The organism is Leclercia sp. UBA5958, from assembly GCF_002430365.1.
GTDB classification, from domain to species: Bacteria; Pseudomonadota; Gammaproteobacteria; order Enterobacterales; family Enterobacteriaceae; genus Enterobacter; species Enterobacter pneumoniae.
On sequence record NZ_DJCE01000003.1, the window covers coordinates 552 to 15,467 of the forward strand.

15 protein-coding genes and 1 pseudogene are annotated in these 14,916 nt (G+C 53.0%); 8 read left to right on the plus strand and 8 right to left on the minus strand.

The annotated features are described in order from the left end of the window. Positions 1–4 precede the first annotated feature (4 nt). Positions 5–319, plus strand: coding sequence for a hypothetical protein (locus B2Q93_RS03910; RefSeq protein WP_286931965.1), 315 nt, complete (start codon positions 5–7; stop codon positions 317–319). Between the two features lie 342 nt (positions 320–661). Here the strand turns inward: B2Q93_RS03910 and dcuR are convergent, their stop codons facing one another. From dcuR to B2Q93_RS03925, 3 genes are all read right to left on the minus strand, one after another. Continuing rightward, positions 662–1,387 (minus strand): two-component system response regulator DcuR, encoded by a 726-nt coding sequence (gene dcuR, locus B2Q93_RS03915; RefSeq protein WP_286931837.1) that lies wholly within the window; start codon positions 1,385–1,387, stop codon positions 662–664. Further along, a complete protein-coding gene (locus tag B2Q93_RS03920; protein ID WP_286931838.1) occupies positions 1,384–2,982 on the minus strand; it encodes a sensor histidine kinase in 1,599 nt (532 codons plus the stop codon). The genes dcuR and B2Q93_RS03920 overlap by 4 nt, the downstream gene beginning before the upstream one ends. Positions 2,983–3,112: 130 nt before the next feature. Further along, positions 3,113–4,189, minus strand: a complete 1,077-nt coding sequence (locus B2Q93_RS03925; RefSeq protein ID WP_286931839.1) for a porin — start codon at positions 4,187–4,189, stop codon at positions 3,113–3,115. A gap of 621 nt (positions 4,190–4,810) precedes the next feature. On the opposite strand from B2Q93_RS03925, the gene B2Q93_RS03930 reads away from it, so the two are divergent. Genes B2Q93_RS03930 through B2Q93_RS03940 form a run of 3 tightly spaced genes read left to right on the plus strand, consistent with a single transcriptional unit; the run spans position 4,811 to position 7,474 of the window. Then, positions 4,811–5,506 (plus strand): phosphohydrolase, encoded by a 696-nt coding sequence (locus tag B2Q93_RS03930; protein WP_207292008.1) that lies wholly within the window; start codon positions 4,811–4,813, stop codon positions 5,504–5,506. A 50-nt stretch (positions 5,507–5,556) separates the two neighbouring features. Beyond that, positions 5,557–6,990 (plus strand): DNA cytosine methyltransferase, encoded by a 1,434-nt coding sequence (locus B2Q93_RS03935; RefSeq protein ID WP_286931840.1) that lies wholly within the window; start codon positions 5,557–5,559, stop codon positions 6,988–6,990. Beyond that, complete coding sequence (locus B2Q93_RS03940) at positions 6,971–7,474, plus strand: very short patch repair endonuclease (RefSeq protein WP_286931841.1); 504 nt, start codon at positions 6,971–6,973, stop codon at positions 7,472–7,474. Before B2Q93_RS03935 ends, B2Q93_RS03940 begins: the two co-directional genes overlap by 20 nt. On the opposite strand, the gene yedA is transcribed toward B2Q93_RS03940, so the two are convergent. Continuing rightward, a complete protein-coding gene (gene yedA, locus B2Q93_RS03945; protein ID WP_233802756.1) occupies positions 7,434–8,348 on the minus strand; it encodes a drug/metabolite exporter YedA in 915 nt (304 codons plus the stop codon). The two genes, B2Q93_RS03940 and yedA, sit on opposite strands and share 41 nt — an antisense overlap. A 178-nt stretch (positions 8,349–8,526) precedes the next feature. On the opposite strand from yedA, the gene B2Q93_RS03950 reads away from it, so the two are divergent. The 3 genes and pseudogenes from B2Q93_RS03950 (at position 8,527) to dgcQ (ending at position 11,494) form a co-directional block, all read left to right on the plus strand. Further along, positions 8,527–9,438, plus strand: a complete 912-nt coding sequence (locus B2Q93_RS03950) for a DUF808 domain-containing protein (protein ID WP_046884929.1) — start codon at positions 8,527–8,529, stop codon at positions 9,436–9,438. Positions 9,439–9,506: 68 nt separating this feature from the next. Next, positions 9,507–9,689, plus strand: coding sequence for a YodC family protein (locus B2Q93_RS03955; RefSeq protein WP_040074953.1), 183 nt, complete (start codon positions 9,507–9,509; stop codon positions 9,687–9,689). 116 nt (positions 9,690–9,805) lie between these two features. Next, positions 9,806–11,494: pseudogene (gene dgcQ / locus B2Q93_RS03960) on the plus strand (cellulose biosynthesis regulator diguanylate cyclase DgcQ). Here dgcQ and B2Q93_RS03965 read toward each other — a convergent pair. After that, positions 11,479–12,291: a mannosyl-3-phosphoglycerate phosphatase-related protein gene (locus B2Q93_RS03965; protein ID WP_286931842.1), complete on the minus strand. Its 813-nt coding sequence runs from the start codon at positions 12,289–12,291 to the stop codon at positions 11,479–11,481. The pseudogene dgcQ and the gene B2Q93_RS03965 sit on opposite strands and share 16 nt — an antisense overlap. A 298-nt stretch (positions 12,292–12,589) precedes the next feature. Further along, complete coding sequence (yodD, locus tag B2Q93_RS03970; RefSeq protein ID WP_046884846.1) at positions 12,590–12,817, minus strand: YodD family peroxide/acid resistance protein; 228 nt, start codon at positions 12,815–12,817, stop codon at positions 12,590–12,592. A gap of 126 nt (positions 12,818–12,943) precedes the next feature. On the opposite strand from yodD, the gene dsrB reads away from it, so the two are divergent. Further along, on the plus strand, positions 12,944–13,132 hold the full coding sequence (gene dsrB / locus B2Q93_RS03975; RefSeq protein WP_046884847.1) for a protein DsrB: 189 nt from the start codon (positions 12,944–12,946) through the stop codon (positions 13,130–13,132). Between the two features lie 78 nt (positions 13,133–13,210). On the opposite strand, the gene rcsA is transcribed toward dsrB, so the two are convergent. Beyond that, complete coding sequence (gene rcsA, locus B2Q93_RS03980; protein ID WP_046884848.1) at positions 13,211–13,834, minus strand: transcriptional regulator RcsA; 624 nt, start codon at positions 13,832–13,834, stop codon at positions 13,211–13,213. Positions 13,835–14,117: 283 nt separating this feature from the next. Then, positions 14,118–14,912, minus strand: coding sequence for a flagellar biosynthetic protein FliR (gene fliR, locus B2Q93_RS03985; protein ID WP_040074961.1), 795 nt, complete (start codon positions 14,910–14,912; stop codon positions 14,118–14,120). Between the last annotated feature and the right edge of the window lie 4 nt (positions 14,913–14,916).

Consider the following 14,916-nt stretch of genomic DNA (forward strand, 5'->3'; position numbering starts at 1 on the left):
GATAATGGGGTTCGTTTCGCCAGCGGGCGACTACATCGAGCGCAGGTTAAACCCTGAGGATCTGCTTACAACGGATCAGAGCCGTATCGTCGAAACGGCAACCGGCTATGCCGTTATTGAGCCGGTGACAAAACTTTCGCAGGGGCAGGTGCTGCTAATTCTTAGTGGTGGATATACCCAGTTTGCCAAACTACAGGGCCGATCGTTAATCACTGACGATGGCGAAGCGATTGAAGGAGAGGCGATGGGGGAAGTAGAGGTGATGGGCAGGGTTACGTATTTCATCAACCGCGCGCTGGAGGACGAGGCGCCCGTTTAGGCGGGGCGGATGGCTGGAAATTGTTGGTATATTAACTTTTATAAAGTGGGTAATACATTGATTCTACGGAATAAAAAATACTCCTGATATACCACGAATAAGCCGTAAGCTATTGAATTATACTTATTTGGGATCGGTCTCGAAAACCGGAGTAGGGGCAACTCTACCGGGGGTTCAAATCCCCCTCTCTCCGCCACATCTTTTCAGGCTGTCGACCTCTTCCTGCGATGCGTACCTTATCACTCTGATCGCGTTAAGTAACATTCCTTTACCGCTTCGTCACGATATCTGTGAGCTAAATCAGGATGTTTCAGCGATGCTATTGTCTTGTTGCGTCGATTCTTAACCCGGCTCGCAGAACTGTTTCAGCCGCGCCTCCTGCTCGGGTCGCAGTCGATAGCGATAGACCGGACGCCCGGTGGCACCGTAGTGAATACGGGTAAAAAGCAGATTAATCTGCGCAAGCCATATCAGATATTTACGGCATGAGACCCGCGAGATTTTGACCGCATTGGCCAGGTCATCGGTTGAAAATTCTATGCCCGGATTGGCATCGATCCACAAACAGAGCGTGCGTAGCGTTTGGGGCGTTAACCCTTTCGGCAGCCGTTTGTTCTCCATAAATTCGGCGGTACTGCCGTGCAGGAGCTTATCCACGTCCGCCTGCTCATAATGCTGATGCGCGTCCATAGCCTGTTTCTTAGCTCGCCAGCCGGTGAGTGCCTCTTCAAAACGCGGAAAATGAAAGGGTTTAATCAGGTAATCGACCACGCCATAGTGCAGCGAGGTCTGAACGGTGGCAGCATCGGATGCCGATGAGATCATAATCACTGCAATTGAACGGCCAGAGGCGCGTATTATCGGTAGCAGATCCAGGCCGCTCTCATGCTGCATATAAACGTCGAGCAGAATAAGATCTATCGGCGAGGTGTTGTCACTGATTATCCTCCTGGCCTGCGTCAGGGTAGAGGCGATACCGCTACAGTGGAATCCTTCGACACGGTTTACATACATCTGGTTCAGGTCGGCCACCATGGCATCGTCATCGACAATCAAAACATTTATCACGCGCTATTCCTTTCACTGTCCCAGGGGATTTGCACAAAAAATTGTGTAAACACGCCTGGCTCTGATTCCACGCTCAATTCGCCCCCCAGCTTTTCAAGTTGCTGACGCGCAAGATACAACCCCACGCCCCGGTGTTCACCTTTGGTCGAGAAGCCTTTATCAAAAATTGCAGAGAGGTTCTGCGCCGGAATGCCCGGCCCGTCGTCACTCACTTCGCCACTCAGTATGCCGTTCTGGTAATGGAGCAGCAGGCTGACTTCTCCCGCCGGCTGCGCTGCCATTGCATCCAGGGCGTTTTCTATCAGGTTACCCAGGACGGTAACCAGGACGGCGGTTTGCTCTTCATTAGGGTTGTCTGGTACCCGGCACTCATCAGCCAGGGTTAAGGTAAAGCCCGCCTCTTTCGCGCGGGTAATTTTGCCCAACAGAAAACCCGCTACCACCGGAGACTGGATAGTCCGCTGAATCGCGCCCACATCGAGCTGATAATTTTGCGCGGTTTGCAGTATGTACGTCTCCAGTTTGTCATAGCGTTTCATATGCAGCAGGCCGAGTATCACATGCAGCTTATTCATAAACTCATGAGAATGGGTACGCAGGGCATCGAGGTAGCTCACCAGACCATCCATACGCTGCATCAGTTGGCTGATTTCGGTCTTATCGCGGAAGGTGGTAATCGCCCCAGCCTGCTGATTATGCGCCCTGATGGGCAAGGTATTGCAGAGTAACAGACGACCGTTGCAGTTGATCTCCTGATCCTCACGCGCCTGTCCGCTGCGGGAGACTTCACGCAGCGTAACCAGTAACGGCGTATTAAGGGGATCGTCGGCAAGAATCTGGCGCGCGGCGAGATTGACCATCGTAATCTGCCCCTGTTGATCGACCGCAATAACCCCTTCACGCAGTGACTGCAACATAGCCTGACGCTGTTCAAAGAGCGCGGAAATCTCCCAGGGCTCAAGGCCAAAGAGTACGCGTTTGAGCATTCTGGCCAACCCCCAGGCAGCCAGCGCACCCAGAAGGGCGCTGAACAATACCAGCCAGATGGCATCCCAGCGGTTACGGCTGATTTGTTGCTCCACTTTTTCCAGCGATATACCTACTGACACCACGCCAATCTGCTGGTGGCTGGCGTTATAAACGGGCGTGAAGACTCGTAGCGCCTCGTCGAGCACGCCGTGGTTGATGGCGACATTCTCTTTTGCCTGCAGGGCTGGGCGCAGGTCCTCCCCGATAAAGGCTTTTCCGAGCAACGAGGGGTTGGGATGCGAATAACGTATTCCGCGCATATCCGTGACGACGGCAAACAACAAATTGTTGCGCTGCATTACCGCCAGGGCGATCGGCTGAATCAGGTTGCTCTGAGGAGGGTGCTCTAACCCTCGCACCACGTCAGGACTGTCGGCCAGCGTCCTCGCCACCGCAAGCGCCGTCTCTTTAACGCCTTCGCGTGTCGCTTTGGTGATCTGCGCAAAGTAGAGAACAAAAATGACCAACAGAATGGAGCCCGTCACGGAGTACACCATCAGAGTCACCAGGGTCGTCAGTTTCATTGGGCGCTTGTGCGGGGTAGTCACGTGGGGCAGATCGCGCATTGAAACTCCGGAAAGGGCAGAAAAGCGCTATTATCGCCGATGCCGCACGATTGTTAAAGCCAGGTTAAGCTGGTGGGGCAGGAAAGAAAAAGCCCGCAACGTGGCGGGCCTGAATAGGGGGAAGAGATCCTTAGAACTGGTAAACGATACCCAGCGCTATCTGGTCGCCATTATCGGCGCCAGTGATGGCGGTATCCCGGTCATCCAGCAGGTTGAATTTGTAAGCAGCGTAGACGTTCATGTTCTTGTTGAAGTAATACCAGGTACCCAGTTCGACATAGTTAAGACGATCTGCATTAGTCCCCTTTTCACCCTCTTTCGCGCCCAAATCCTTGCCTTTGGAGTAGACATAACCCAGAGATGGACGCAGGCCGAAGTCGAATTGATACTGGACCACAGCTTCAACGTTCTGGGTTTTATTGGCAAAGCCAATGTCGCTACCAGCCCAGGACATGTTACGGGTTTCGCCGTACATTACCGCGGCATAAAGATTATTTGCATCATATTTTGCTGCCAGAGACCACACTTCAGCGTTGTCGCCGTAGCCGTCTGCAGCCTGGGTATCAGTACGATCTGATTTGCCATAGACACCCACAAAGCTGAAGCCATCAATTTCATAGCTCAGGGACGTGCTGTAGCCATCGCCGTTACCTTTACGCAGGTTTTTGTCGTGGTTGTTGCCCTGATACTGGAGGGCGAAATTCAGGCCTTCAACCGCGCCGAAGAAATCGTTGTTACGGTAGGTGGCCACGCCGGTCGTACGGCCGGTCATGAAGTTGTCGGTTGCTGACCAGGCGTCGCCGCCCCATTCAACCAGCATATCGGTGTAAGCCGCTGCGTCATAAGCCACGCCATAGTTACGGCCGTAATCGAAGGAGCCAAAATCACCGAATTTCAGACCCGCGAAGGAAAGACGCGTGCTTTCATCCTGTGCGCCTTCCGGCTTGCTGGCTTCCAGGTTGTATTCGAATTGACCGAAACCGGTCAGTTGATCGGTAATTTCGGTCTCACCCTTGATGCCGAAACGGGCATAGGAGTCATCGGCGTTGCTGCTGTTGCTGCTGTCGGCCTCGCTCCAGATGCGTTTCCCAACCATTTTTCCATACAGGTCAAATTTATTACCGTCTTTATTGTAGATTTCTGCTGCATTGACAGCGCCAGCGGATAATAAAACGGGGACCAGAACTGCCAGAACTTTTCTTTTCATTATATATATCCTTTATATATTGTTTATATGAATAATTGCGACCCGCTCCGGGTGCGGAATAATACTATTTCATGACGCAATTGCGATCTTTTGAAAATATCTCATTCGAAAGGTTAAAAGTATTTCAAAATATTAATGGGGGGTGTTTTATATTATTTATCTATTCGAGTGAAAAAGAAAATAAATGACATCTATTGATTTATATATCAGTGAGTTATGTGTTGGTTAATTTGATTGTTACTGATGATGGTTTTGGATCGCTTATGGGGCGAAAAGGGGGTGAAGTGGAAAAAAAAAGCCCAATGTGGCTATTGGGCATAACGGATAGGAATGAATGGCATGAGAGCGCTAAACGATAAAAAGCATAAACGGGATAATAATTGCATAGCGTTTACTTATTTAAAATCGATCGCCAGAATAAAATTAACTTTTAGGAATATTTTATGATATTAACCCAAAAAGTAACGGCTGGCGCCGCGGTGTACCCAGGCGGTCATGCGAAAAGGTCTGAAAACCCGACTTTGCAAATTGCGACAGCATCGCCTGTGGCAACGCTTTGATGAACGTGTCAGCGCGTTGATTAATTGCTAATGTACCCGTTTCAGTCTTGTGGAAACGGCTATGGAACTTGCCCAGTGGCAGCAACATTTTGAACAGTGGCTGGCAGAACATCACGCCAGCGATGATGCAGCACACGATATCTCCCATTTTCGCCGCGTCTGGCATACTGCCCAGCGGCTGATGGCTAACCAGCCGGTCGAGCCGCTGGTCATTCTTACCGCCTGTTATTTTCATGACATCGTGAGCCTTCCCAAAAACCACCCGCAGCGTAGCCGCTCGTCAGTATTAGCGGCCGAACGCACGCTGGACATTCTGCGCGACTATTTTGCAGATTTTCCCGGCACGCACTATCCGGCGGTTCAGCATGCGATCGAAGCGCACAGCTTTAGCGCAGCCATTACGCCCCGGACGCTGGAGGCGAAAATCGTTCAGGATGCTGACCGGCTAGAGGCATTGGGGGCGATCGGCCTGGCGCGGGTGTTTGCCGTTTCCGGTGCCCTGGGCGTGGCACTTTTTGATGCCGAGGACCCTTTCGCCGATCGCCGCGCGTTGAATGACCGGGCATACGCCCTGGACCATTTCCAGACAAAGCTGTTACGCCTGCCCGAAACCATGCAAACTGCCGCCGGACAAGCGCTGGCGCGCCATAATGCCGATTTTTTAATCCAGTTTATGGCCAAACTGAGTGCTGAGTTAGCCGGCGATTGCCTCGGTGTTGACGAGACGGTGCTACAGCGTTTCCGCGCAACGCTGTAAGGCGGTTATGTGGTACTCTCTTCAGCTCTCTCCCAGGCCCGGTTAAATGTATGCAGGAAAATTTATCAGTGACGAACTCCGCCTTTTTGCTGGCAGAAAAATCCACCGCGTCCGTTCAGACGCTGTTACGCCAGCTGCTGGACATTTATGATGCCAGAACCCTGGCAACGCTTCTGAATGGTCAGGGAGAGGGGCACTGGAGCCCGGCTATTGTTAAACGCCTGTTGGTCAGCGACCGGGCAGGGCAGCGCCTGAGCGATCGCGAATTTACTTTTTTACACAGTCTGTTGCCTCGTCCCCCAGCTACGCAGAGCCGACCGGCCTTCCGCTTTATCGATCTGTTCGCCGGTATCGGCGGTATTCGCCACGGCTTTGAGGCCATTGGCGGGCAGTGCGTCTTTACCAGCGAATGGAATAAACATGCGGTACGCACCTATAAAGCCAACTGGTACTGCGATCCTGATGCGCACACCTTTAACGAGGATATTCGTGAGGTTACCCTGAGCCATCACGAAGGGGTAACGGACCAGGAGGCAGCGGATCATATTCGCAGCGTGATCCCCCAGCATGATGTGCTGCTGGCCGGCTTTCCATGCCAGCCCTTTTCCCTTGCCGGGGTATCAAAAAAGAACGCGCTCGGTCGTGCACACGGTTTTGCTTGCGATACTCAGGGCACGCTGTTTTTCGATGTGGCGCGCATTATTGACGCACGCCGGCCGGCCATCTTTGTGCTGGAGAATGTCAAAAATCTGAAAAGCCATGATGGCGGCAAGACCTTCCGCATCATTATGCAAACCCTTGATGAGCTGGGTTATGACGTCGCAGATGCCGATGAGAGCGGCCCGGACGATCCGAAAATTATCGATGGCAAACATTTCCTGCCGCAGCATCGCGAGCGCATCGTGCTGGTGGGGTTCCGGCGCGATCTCAACCTGCGTGGCGACTTTACCCTGCGCGACTTGCCCGCGCATTATCCGCAACATCGTCCGACCATTGCCGAGCTGCTGGAGCCGGTCGTCGATGCCAAATTTATTCTTACCCCGGTCCTGTGGAAGTACCTGTATCGCTATGCGAAAAAACATCAGGCGAAAGGGAATGGTTTTGGATTTGGCATGGTAGATCCCACCAACCCCCATAGCGTGGCGCGCACCCTCTCTGCGCGTTACTACAAAGATGGCGCCGAAATCCTGATTGACCGGGGCTGGGATAAAGCCCTGGGTGAGAAAGATTTTGACGATCCTGACAATCAGCGTCATCGTCCGCGTCGCCTGACGCCACGCGAATGCGCGCGCCTGATGGGGTTTGAAACGCCGCAGGGTTACCGCTTCCGGATCCCGGTTTCGGATACCCAGGCCTACCGGCAATTCGGAAATTCGGTGGTGGTGCCTGCCTTTGCCGCTGTGGCCAGGCTTTTAAAATCACGCATATTGCAGGCGGCACAACATCGCACTCATGAGGCCGTCAATGACGGATGTCCACAATAAGGCGACCCGCAGTAAAAACATGCGTGCCATTGGCACGCGTGATACCGCAATCGAAAAGCGGCTGGCCGAGCTTCTCACGCAGGCGGGCTTTGCTTTCCGCGTGCAGGACAGTTCGCTACCCGGTCGACCCGATTTTGTGCTGGATGAGTGGCGCTGCGTAATCTTTACGCACGGCTGTTTCTGGCATCACCACGACTGCTACCTGTTTAAAGTCCCGGCGACGCGCACCGACTTCTGGCTGGAGAAAATTGGTAAGAACGTGACGCGTGACAGACGCGATTTGGGATTGCTCGATCAGCAAGGCTGGCGGGTACTCGTGGTGTGGGAATGTGCGCTGCGGGGCAAAATGAAGTTAACCGATGCCGCTCTTAACGCGCGGCTGGAAGAGTGGATCTGCGCAGAAGGGACAAACGCGCAGATCGACACTCAGGGCATTCGCCCGCTCAGGGTTTTTCCGCCGGACACGGCGCAACCACCGGCTTAGCGGGGATCAGGTATTTACCCAGCGTGACCAGCACTACGGCCATAAGGATAATGCCCAACGCTATCCACTCAACGGAGGAGAGCGTTTCGCCGCCAAGTCCGGTTCCCAACAGCACTGCGACCACCGGGTTTACGTAGGCATAGCTGGTTGCCACGGCGGGGGAGACATTGCGGATCAGGAACATATAAGCATTAATCGCTATCACTGAACCGAAGATAGCGAGATATCCCACCGCCAGGAAGCCCGACAGGTCGGGGAGGGCTGTCAGTTTCTCCCCGGAAAGCAGAGACGCGACAAGCAATACTATCCCCGCCGTCACCATCTCGATTGCACCGGCCATCATGCCGGACGGGAGTTCGACACGGGAGCCATAGACCGAGCCGAATGCCCAGCTCATGGAACCGATCAGAATCAGCAGCGCCCCCCAGGGATTACCGCTCAGGTTACCGCCGCTGTTCAGCAGAATAATGCCCGCCAGCCCGATGCCAATTCCCAGCCACTCCAGCTTGCGCGTTTTGATGCCAAACAGCCGGCTGAAACAGAGCGTAAAGAGCGGTACGGTCGCCACCACCACAGCGGCAATGCCCGACGGCACATTTTGGTGTTCCGCCACGGTGACAAATCCGTTGCCCACCGCCAGCAATAGCACGCCAATCAAGGCCGCATTCAGCAGCTGGCGGCGCGGCGGCAGTCTGTGTCCACGCAGAAATAAGAAGGCCAGTAACAAGAGACCCGCCGAGAGGAAGCGAACCCCGGCCATCAGCAGTGGCGGCCAGCTCTCTACGCCAATACGGATCACGAAATAGGTGGAACCCCAGATGATATAAAGCGCAAATAGCGCGCCAATAAGCGGTAACAAGTGCCTGATACGCATACTCCCTCACGGCGAAATAAAAAGGTCGCGTATAGTTAACGTTAAAACTATCACGCTGGCGAGCGCTTTAATTGTGTAGGTGATGTGAATTATTTGTTGACGAGGCGTGGTGGTTTCAGGCTTGCCGGTTTTACTCCATACTATTTAGGTTTTTAACAATAAAAGAAGGATGTTCATTGTGGCAGGAAGTAGCTTATTAACTTTACTGGATGACATAGCCACCTTGCTGGATGATATCTCCGTGATGGGTAAACTGGCCGCGAAAAAGACGGCCGGGGTTCTGGGGGACGACCTCTCGTTAAATGCGCAGCAGGTCACCGGGGTGCGCGCCAATCGTGAACTGCCGGTAGTGTGGAGCGTGGCGAAGGGTTCCCTTCTCAATAAGGTGATTCTGGTACCGCTGGCACTGCTGATCAGTGCCTTTATTCCCTGGGCTATTACCCCTCTGCTGATGATTGGTGGCGCGTTTCTCTGCTTCGAAGGGGTAGAGAAAGTGCTGCATACCTTCGAGTCGCGTAAAGAGAAAGAGAGCCCGGCGGCGCGTCAGCAGCGTCTGGAAGCGCTGGCCGCCGCCGACCCTAAGGCCTTTGAGCGCGATAAAGTGAAAGGGGCGGTGCGCACCGATTTCATTCTCTCGGCCGAGATCGTGGCGATTACGCTGGGTATTGTTGCCGACGCGCCGCTGCTGAATCAGGTGCTGGTGCTCTCCGGTATCGCCGTACTGGTAACGATTGGCGTCTATGGTCTGGTTGGTATCATCGTTAAACTTGATGATATGGGCTACTGGCTGGCAGAGAGACGCGCAGCGCTGGCGCAGTGGCTCGGCAAAGCCCTGCTGTTCATTGCGCCCTGGCTGATGAAATCGCTCTCAGTCATCGGCACGCTGGCCATGTTTTTGGTTGGGGGCGGCATCGTTGTTCATGGCATCGCGCCGCTGCATCATGCCATTCTCCATTTTGCCGAGGCGCAGGGTACCGTGATGGCGGCCATCCTGCCGACGTTATTAAACCTGGTGCTGGGCTTCATTATCGGGGCGGTTGTCGTTGCGCTGGTGAAGGGCATTGGCAAAATGCGAGGTAGCGCGCACTAAAAAAAGAGCGCAGAAACGCCATTCCTCGACTAAATTGAAACAGTTTCGCACTGATAAAGGAGGCAGTTATGGTCTTTCTGGTCAGCGATGAAGTTAAGCCTAAAAGCGGCGGTCCGCGTATGGTCGTGACCGGCTATTCCAGCGGCATGGTGGAGTGTCGTTGGTATGATGGTTATGGCATCAAGCGGGAGGCGTTTCGTGAAGACGAACTCCAGCATGGTGACGGCTACCGCAGCCAGGATCAGGCTTAGGTCACGCAACGCCCGGCTATGCCGGGCGTTTTCGTACGCTATAATCGCTGCTAAGCGCGAAGTCTCGCGAAACCGCCGGCAGCGCGTTGCCGTAAGATCGTTATCATGGAGAGTGTGTGCAGCATGAGAATAGGGTAAGAAAACCCCCGTTTTTCTTACGTCAGCGTCTACATCCTGGCCGGATTGTGACACTCTGTTTTGTTACCGTCCTGATCTTCTCCACACTCCTTACCTGGCGTGAAGTGGTGGTGCTGGAAGATGCCTACATCTCCAGCCAACGTAACCACCTGGAAACGGTGGCTAACTCGCTCGACAGGCAACTGGAATACAGCGTCGATAAACTCCTTTTCTTCCGTAATGGAATGTACGACGCGCTGCATACGCCGCTGATCTCAGGTTTGCTGCGTCAGAGCGTGGCGCGCTTTTCGGACATCAGCGCTCAGCCTTCATGGCAACTCACTTTCGATGAACACCGGACGCTGCCGCTCAACGGTGTTTCCGATGCGTTTGTGATGCAAACAGTCAGTCTGCGTCGCGATGAGATGCTTATTGCTGACGAGCTGAGGGCGGCTTTTGAGGTGGGGTATCTGATGCGAATCACCTCGCCGCTGGCAAAGCTTGCCAGGCGAATCATGTATGTCTCCCGCGCCGGGTTTTATGTCTCCAGTAATATTGCCGACTGGGGAGGCGCAATCCCGTCCCGTTACTATCATTTAGTGACCAGCCCCTGGTTTACGCAGCAATCGGAATCCAGTAACCGCAGCCGTGGCGTACGCTGGTTCACCCGTCCCGCGCAATCCTGGTCCGGCGATGAATAGACGGTTACCGTCAGCGTGCCTGTCGATCATCAGCAGTACTGGTATGGCGTTCTGGCGATCGATTTTACCGTGACGGCCGTCGGGCAGATGCTAAGCGAAGCGCTGGACGGTTACGAAGATGGTGAATACCAGCTTTACGATAATCAGTTAACTTTGCTCGTCTCATCCGGAAAGCAGGCAGAGAGAATCAGCCTGTTTGATGAACGTGAGCGGGCGCAGCTTGCCTACGCGCTAGAGCATGACAACGAAGGGGGCGTGCGACTGGGGAGTCGTTATCTGAGCTGGCATCGCCTGAATCACTTCGATGGTGTACTGCTGCGCGTGCATCGGCTGGACGAAGGTTTGCAGGGAGATTTTGGCCGTATCTCGGTGGTACTGGCGCTTCTCTGGCTATTGTTTACGGCCATGCTGGTGGGATCATGGCTGGTGATTCGCCGTATGGTGAGCAATATGTACAGTCTGCAACACACCTTACAGTGGCAGGCCTGGCATGATCCCCTGACGCGCCTGCATAACCGGGGTGCCCTCTTTGAGCAGGCCAAAACGCTGGCCGCCGGCTGTCAGAGACAGAATCAGCCCTTCTCGGTGATCCAGATGGATCTCGACCATTTCAAAAGTATTAACGACCGCTACGGGCATCAGGCCGGGGACAAAGTGCTGATTCATACCGCAGGGTTGATTGTCAGCACGCTCCGGGAGAGTGACGTGGCCGGCCGGGTAGGGGGCGAAGAGTTTTGCGTGGTATTACCCAATACTACGCTTGCGCAGGCATCTCAGGTGGCTGAGCGGATCCGGGCGCGGGTTAACCGCCGGGAGATTCTGGTGCAAAAGAGTCAGACGGTACGTATTAGCATCTCGATTGGGGTGAGCTGCGCCGGAGAAAAAGGCAATTACGAATTTGAACAACTGCAATCCATTGCCGACGCCCGGCTCTATCAGGCGAAACAGCGCGGGCGTAACCGGGTGATCAGTCAGGACGAGAAGTAGTGATCCAGCCCTTCACGCCAGCCCTCCGGTCCCTCCTGACGGGTGTGATAAACCCGCTCAGGGGTATCTTTTTGCAGAGGGACGCCGAGTCGGTTAATCCCTTTCACCACCACCGCGTAATCCACACTGTCGAGTAGCGGAGCATCATTCGGGCCATCGCCCAGGCCCAGCGTGACGGGGGCGACCCCTTCGCGTAAACGGTACTGTTCGGCCAGCCAGCGCAGGGCCTGATCTTTTCCACCACGGGCATCCAGGATGTGCCAGAAGCGGGCTCCCTGGACAAACTTTAATCCCACCGCGTCCAGCGCCTCGCTAAAGGCCGCCATCCGCTCATCGCTGTCGCGCCAAATCAGGGTCACTGAGGCCTCATGCAGGCGCGCCAGCGTCGCTCTTTCCCGCGTTAAGCCGGTCCATTCACCCACGACTTTGACCTCAACGTCATCGAAACTGGTGAATTTGAATCCTTGCTGGTCGCGCAGTTGATTAATGACGCTGACGATCTCTTCGTGTGGGGCGCCGTTAATTAACCTTGGCGCATCGGGGTGGTCATCCCAGCGTGCGTCCAGCTGTATCACCGCACCGTTTTCAGCAATAAACGGCAGGCCATCTAACCCCAGATCGCTCTGAATCGCCAGCATCTCAGCAGCGGTCTTACTGCTGCACAGAATGACCGGGATCTGATGTTCTTGCAGCTTCTCAAGCCAGTCGGCGGCAGGTGCCCAGCTGTAGGTATGAATGTCCAGCAAGGTGCCGTCGAGATCGGAGAAAATCAGCAAGGGATCCTGAAGTGAAGGCATAGCGTCTCCCGCGTTAATAGCTACGTTAGTAAGATTTATCTTAAAAAAAATCGCGATGCGTAAGACCGTATTTGGGATCGTTACCATCAAACCCAGAGGCCATGCGCCCTGACACTTATAACCAAAATGTAGGTTACTTAGACCATCTATTCAGATAGAGGATATTTCCTTGTCATGCAAATTATTTGCAGATAAGGTAATCCCCGACATCAGATTTCCTGGTGTAACGAATTTTCAAGTGCTTCTTGCATGAGCAAGTTTAATCCCGGTCACCCCATGACCGGGATTTTTTTCAGCTTTATCTGTTCACTTCCGTCACGCTAAAATCATGAATATCCAGTTCGAACGCTTCAGCCAGTTCATGGTAAGTGTGGTAGTCCCGTCCATCCACCATCACCCGTGCCGGCTCGCCCTCAATGCGGCGAACCTCACTTTCGCTGATCTCGTTAATGGCGGCGAGCAGGGCATCGACGTCAATATTCACTTCACGCTTGGCAGTGTCGCTGTACTCTTTGGCGGTCTTCATTTTATATACCTCGTTTAAGCATTCACCCGTAAGTATAGACTGCCGATAAAAGCGGCAATCGTGCATAGGGGCACTGCCACTAGACGCAATTTGTTCTACACTGGCTCAAAACCAGAGGAGGATTGTATGAAGGTCAACGATCGGGTTACGGTAAAAACGGACGGTGGGCCGCGTCGCCCGGGTGTGGTGCTGGCGGTAGAACCCTTTAATGAAGGGACAATGTATCTGGTCTCGCTGGAGGATTACCCGCTTGGTATCTGGTTCTTCAATGAGATGGGACATCCCGACGGTATCTTTGTTGAACGCGATGAGTAAAGGCTGCGAGGGGGAATGAGGCCGCCCCGGATAAGGGGAGAGATAAAAATCTCTGGCATAGCCAGAGATTGCACAGGGTTAACGCATATTGACGAAAATTCCGTTGGTCACGTTGTCGGTTAAACGTACCACATGATAGATCACTTGCTTATTATGCGTCTTAATCTTCCTTTTAATATTACCCTTATGTGACGATACCGTTTTAGCTTTGATATTCATTTGGTCAGATATCTGAATGGTTCCCTGACCCGCCATCCACATTCGTAACATACTTGATTCAGTACGGCTTAATGATAAAGTCGGTAAATTAATTGTTCCTACATTCTTAATCGCTCTATTCAAATAATCGCCAAGAAGTTCATCCAGAGATTCTGGCTTAATGGATTTCGAGCTTATAAGAAGATTCTGACGTACCAGCAAATATTCGTCGAAGTGAATATTGGCTATCGCCATAAAAACTATAAACATAGTTTTCGGATGCTGATTAATGATTTGCTTTATTTGCTGACTGTTAGCGGGATCGTGTATGAAACAGTCCTCATTAATAAACACCACACCTGGCTTCAATTCATCACAAGCGGCTTCAAGTTCGTCAACGGAGTGTACGTCGTTGATTTCTCTCTTTTTTACCCCTCTGCTAGCCAGGTACCCGGTTAACCCTAGCCGGGTGTAACTGCATAAATCCATAATGATCGTTGACATGGCATACCCTCACTCAATGCGTAACGATAATTCACCACCAGCCTGAGAGCTCAAAACAGCCATACGGGATGGAAATAACTAATAACCTGTGAGCATTACAAGGACTTTCAGGCGAACTCACTATCTCGTAAAGTTACGTATAATTTGCCAGGAATCTTCTCAAAGTAAAGTAAATGTTGAGGAATGTGAGGAGCATAAAAACAAATAAACCGCACCAGATATATCCTGGAAGATGTTTTTCTAAAAATATTTTAGGAATATCCTCAGAAAGACAATATAAAAATTACGGGTTAGTATTTGCTGGCATTTCGCTTACTATATCGGCTAAGAGATTGAATATTTCACCAAATAAGTGTTCGCAGAATGGCGCAATAAATGGCATTAACAGCGAAATAAGCAGTATGCCAATCGTCAGCGTCAGCGGAAAACCAATCACAAAGACTGACAGCTGAGGTGCCATACGGTTGAGTAGACCCAGCGCCAGGTTAAGCGTGAGTAGCAGCGTAATGATGGGCAGCGCCAGCATCAGACCGTTAAGGAAGATCATCCCGGCGGCGCGGGTAAGCGCCATAAAGGCGTTGCTGTTAACGGGGTTGCCGCCAATTGGCAGCGTATGGAAGGTATCTACCAGCATTGAGATGAGCCACAGATGCCCGTCAAAGGTGAGGAACAACAGCATCGCCAGCATATCGATAATGCGGGCCAGTACCGGCATATTCAGATGGCTGCCGGGGTCGAAGAAGGTGGCGAAGGAGAGCCCCATCTGCAGCCCGATGACTTCCCCTGCGGTACGTACCGCGGCGAAGGCAAACTGCATCGTAAAGCCGATGGCCACGCCAATCAGAATTTGCTGTAACGCCAGCCAGAGCGCCCCGGCAGAAAAAATGGGCACCTCAACGGGGGGCAACGACGGGGCGATGATAAGCGTAATCATAAACCCGAGGCCAATCTTCACCCGCTTTGGAATATAGCGTTCACTGAGAATAGGCGCTGTTGAGATCAGCGCCAGCACCCGCAGCAGCGGCCAGAAGTAGAGACTAAGCCAGTGGATCCACTGGTCGCTGGTAAAGTGCAGCATCGCC

Bases quoted from the DNA above. Each gene is read 5' to 3' on its own strand.
- B2Q93_RS03910 (WP_286931965.1), top strand. From the start codon at position 5: ATGGGGTTCGTTTCGCCAGCGGGCGACTACATCGAGCGCAGGTTAAAC.
- B2Q93_RS03920 (WP_286931838.1), bottom strand. From the start codon at position 2,982: ATGCGCGATCTGCCCCACGTGACTACCCCGCACAAGCGCCCAATGAAA.
- B2Q93_RS03925 (WP_286931839.1), bottom strand. From the start codon at position 4,189: ATGAAAAGAAAAGTTCTGGCAGTTCTGGTCCCCGTTTTATTATCCGCT.
- B2Q93_RS03930 (WP_207292008.1), top strand. From the start codon at position 4,811: ATGGAACTTGCCCAGTGGCAGCAACATTTTGAACAGTGGCTGGCAGAA.
- B2Q93_RS03935 (WP_286931840.1), top strand. From the start codon at position 5,557: ATGCAGGAAAATTTATCAGTGACGAACTCCGCCTTTTTGCTGGCAGAA.
- B2Q93_RS03940 (WP_286931841.1), top strand. From the start codon at position 6,971: ATGACGGATGTCCACAATAAGGCGACCCGCAGTAAAAACATGCGTGCC.
- yedA (WP_233802756.1), bottom strand. From the start codon at position 8,348: ATGCGTATCAGGCACTTGTTACCGCTTATTGGCGCGCTATTTGCGCTT.
- B2Q93_RS03955 (WP_040074953.1), top strand. From the start codon at position 9,507: ATGGTCTTTCTGGTCAGCGATGAAGTTAAGCCTAAAAGCGGCGGTCCG.
- B2Q93_RS03965 (WP_286931842.1), bottom strand. From the start codon at position 12,291: ATGCCTTCACTTCAGGATCCCTTGCTGATTTTCTCCGATCTCGACGGC.
- yodD (WP_046884846.1), bottom strand. From the start codon at position 12,817: ATGAAGACCGCCAAAGAGTACAGCGACACTGCCAAGCGTGAAGTGAAT.
- dsrB (WP_046884847.1), top strand. From the start codon at position 12,944: ATGAAGGTCAACGATCGGGTTACGGTAAAAACGGACGGTGGGCCGCGT.
- rcsA (WP_046884848.1), bottom strand. From the start codon at position 13,834: ATGTCAACGATCATTATGGATTTATGCAGTTACACCCGGCTAGGGTTA.
- fliR (WP_040074961.1), bottom strand. From the start codon at position 14,912: ATGCTGCACTTTACCAGCGACCAGTGGATCCACTGGCTTAGTCTCTAC.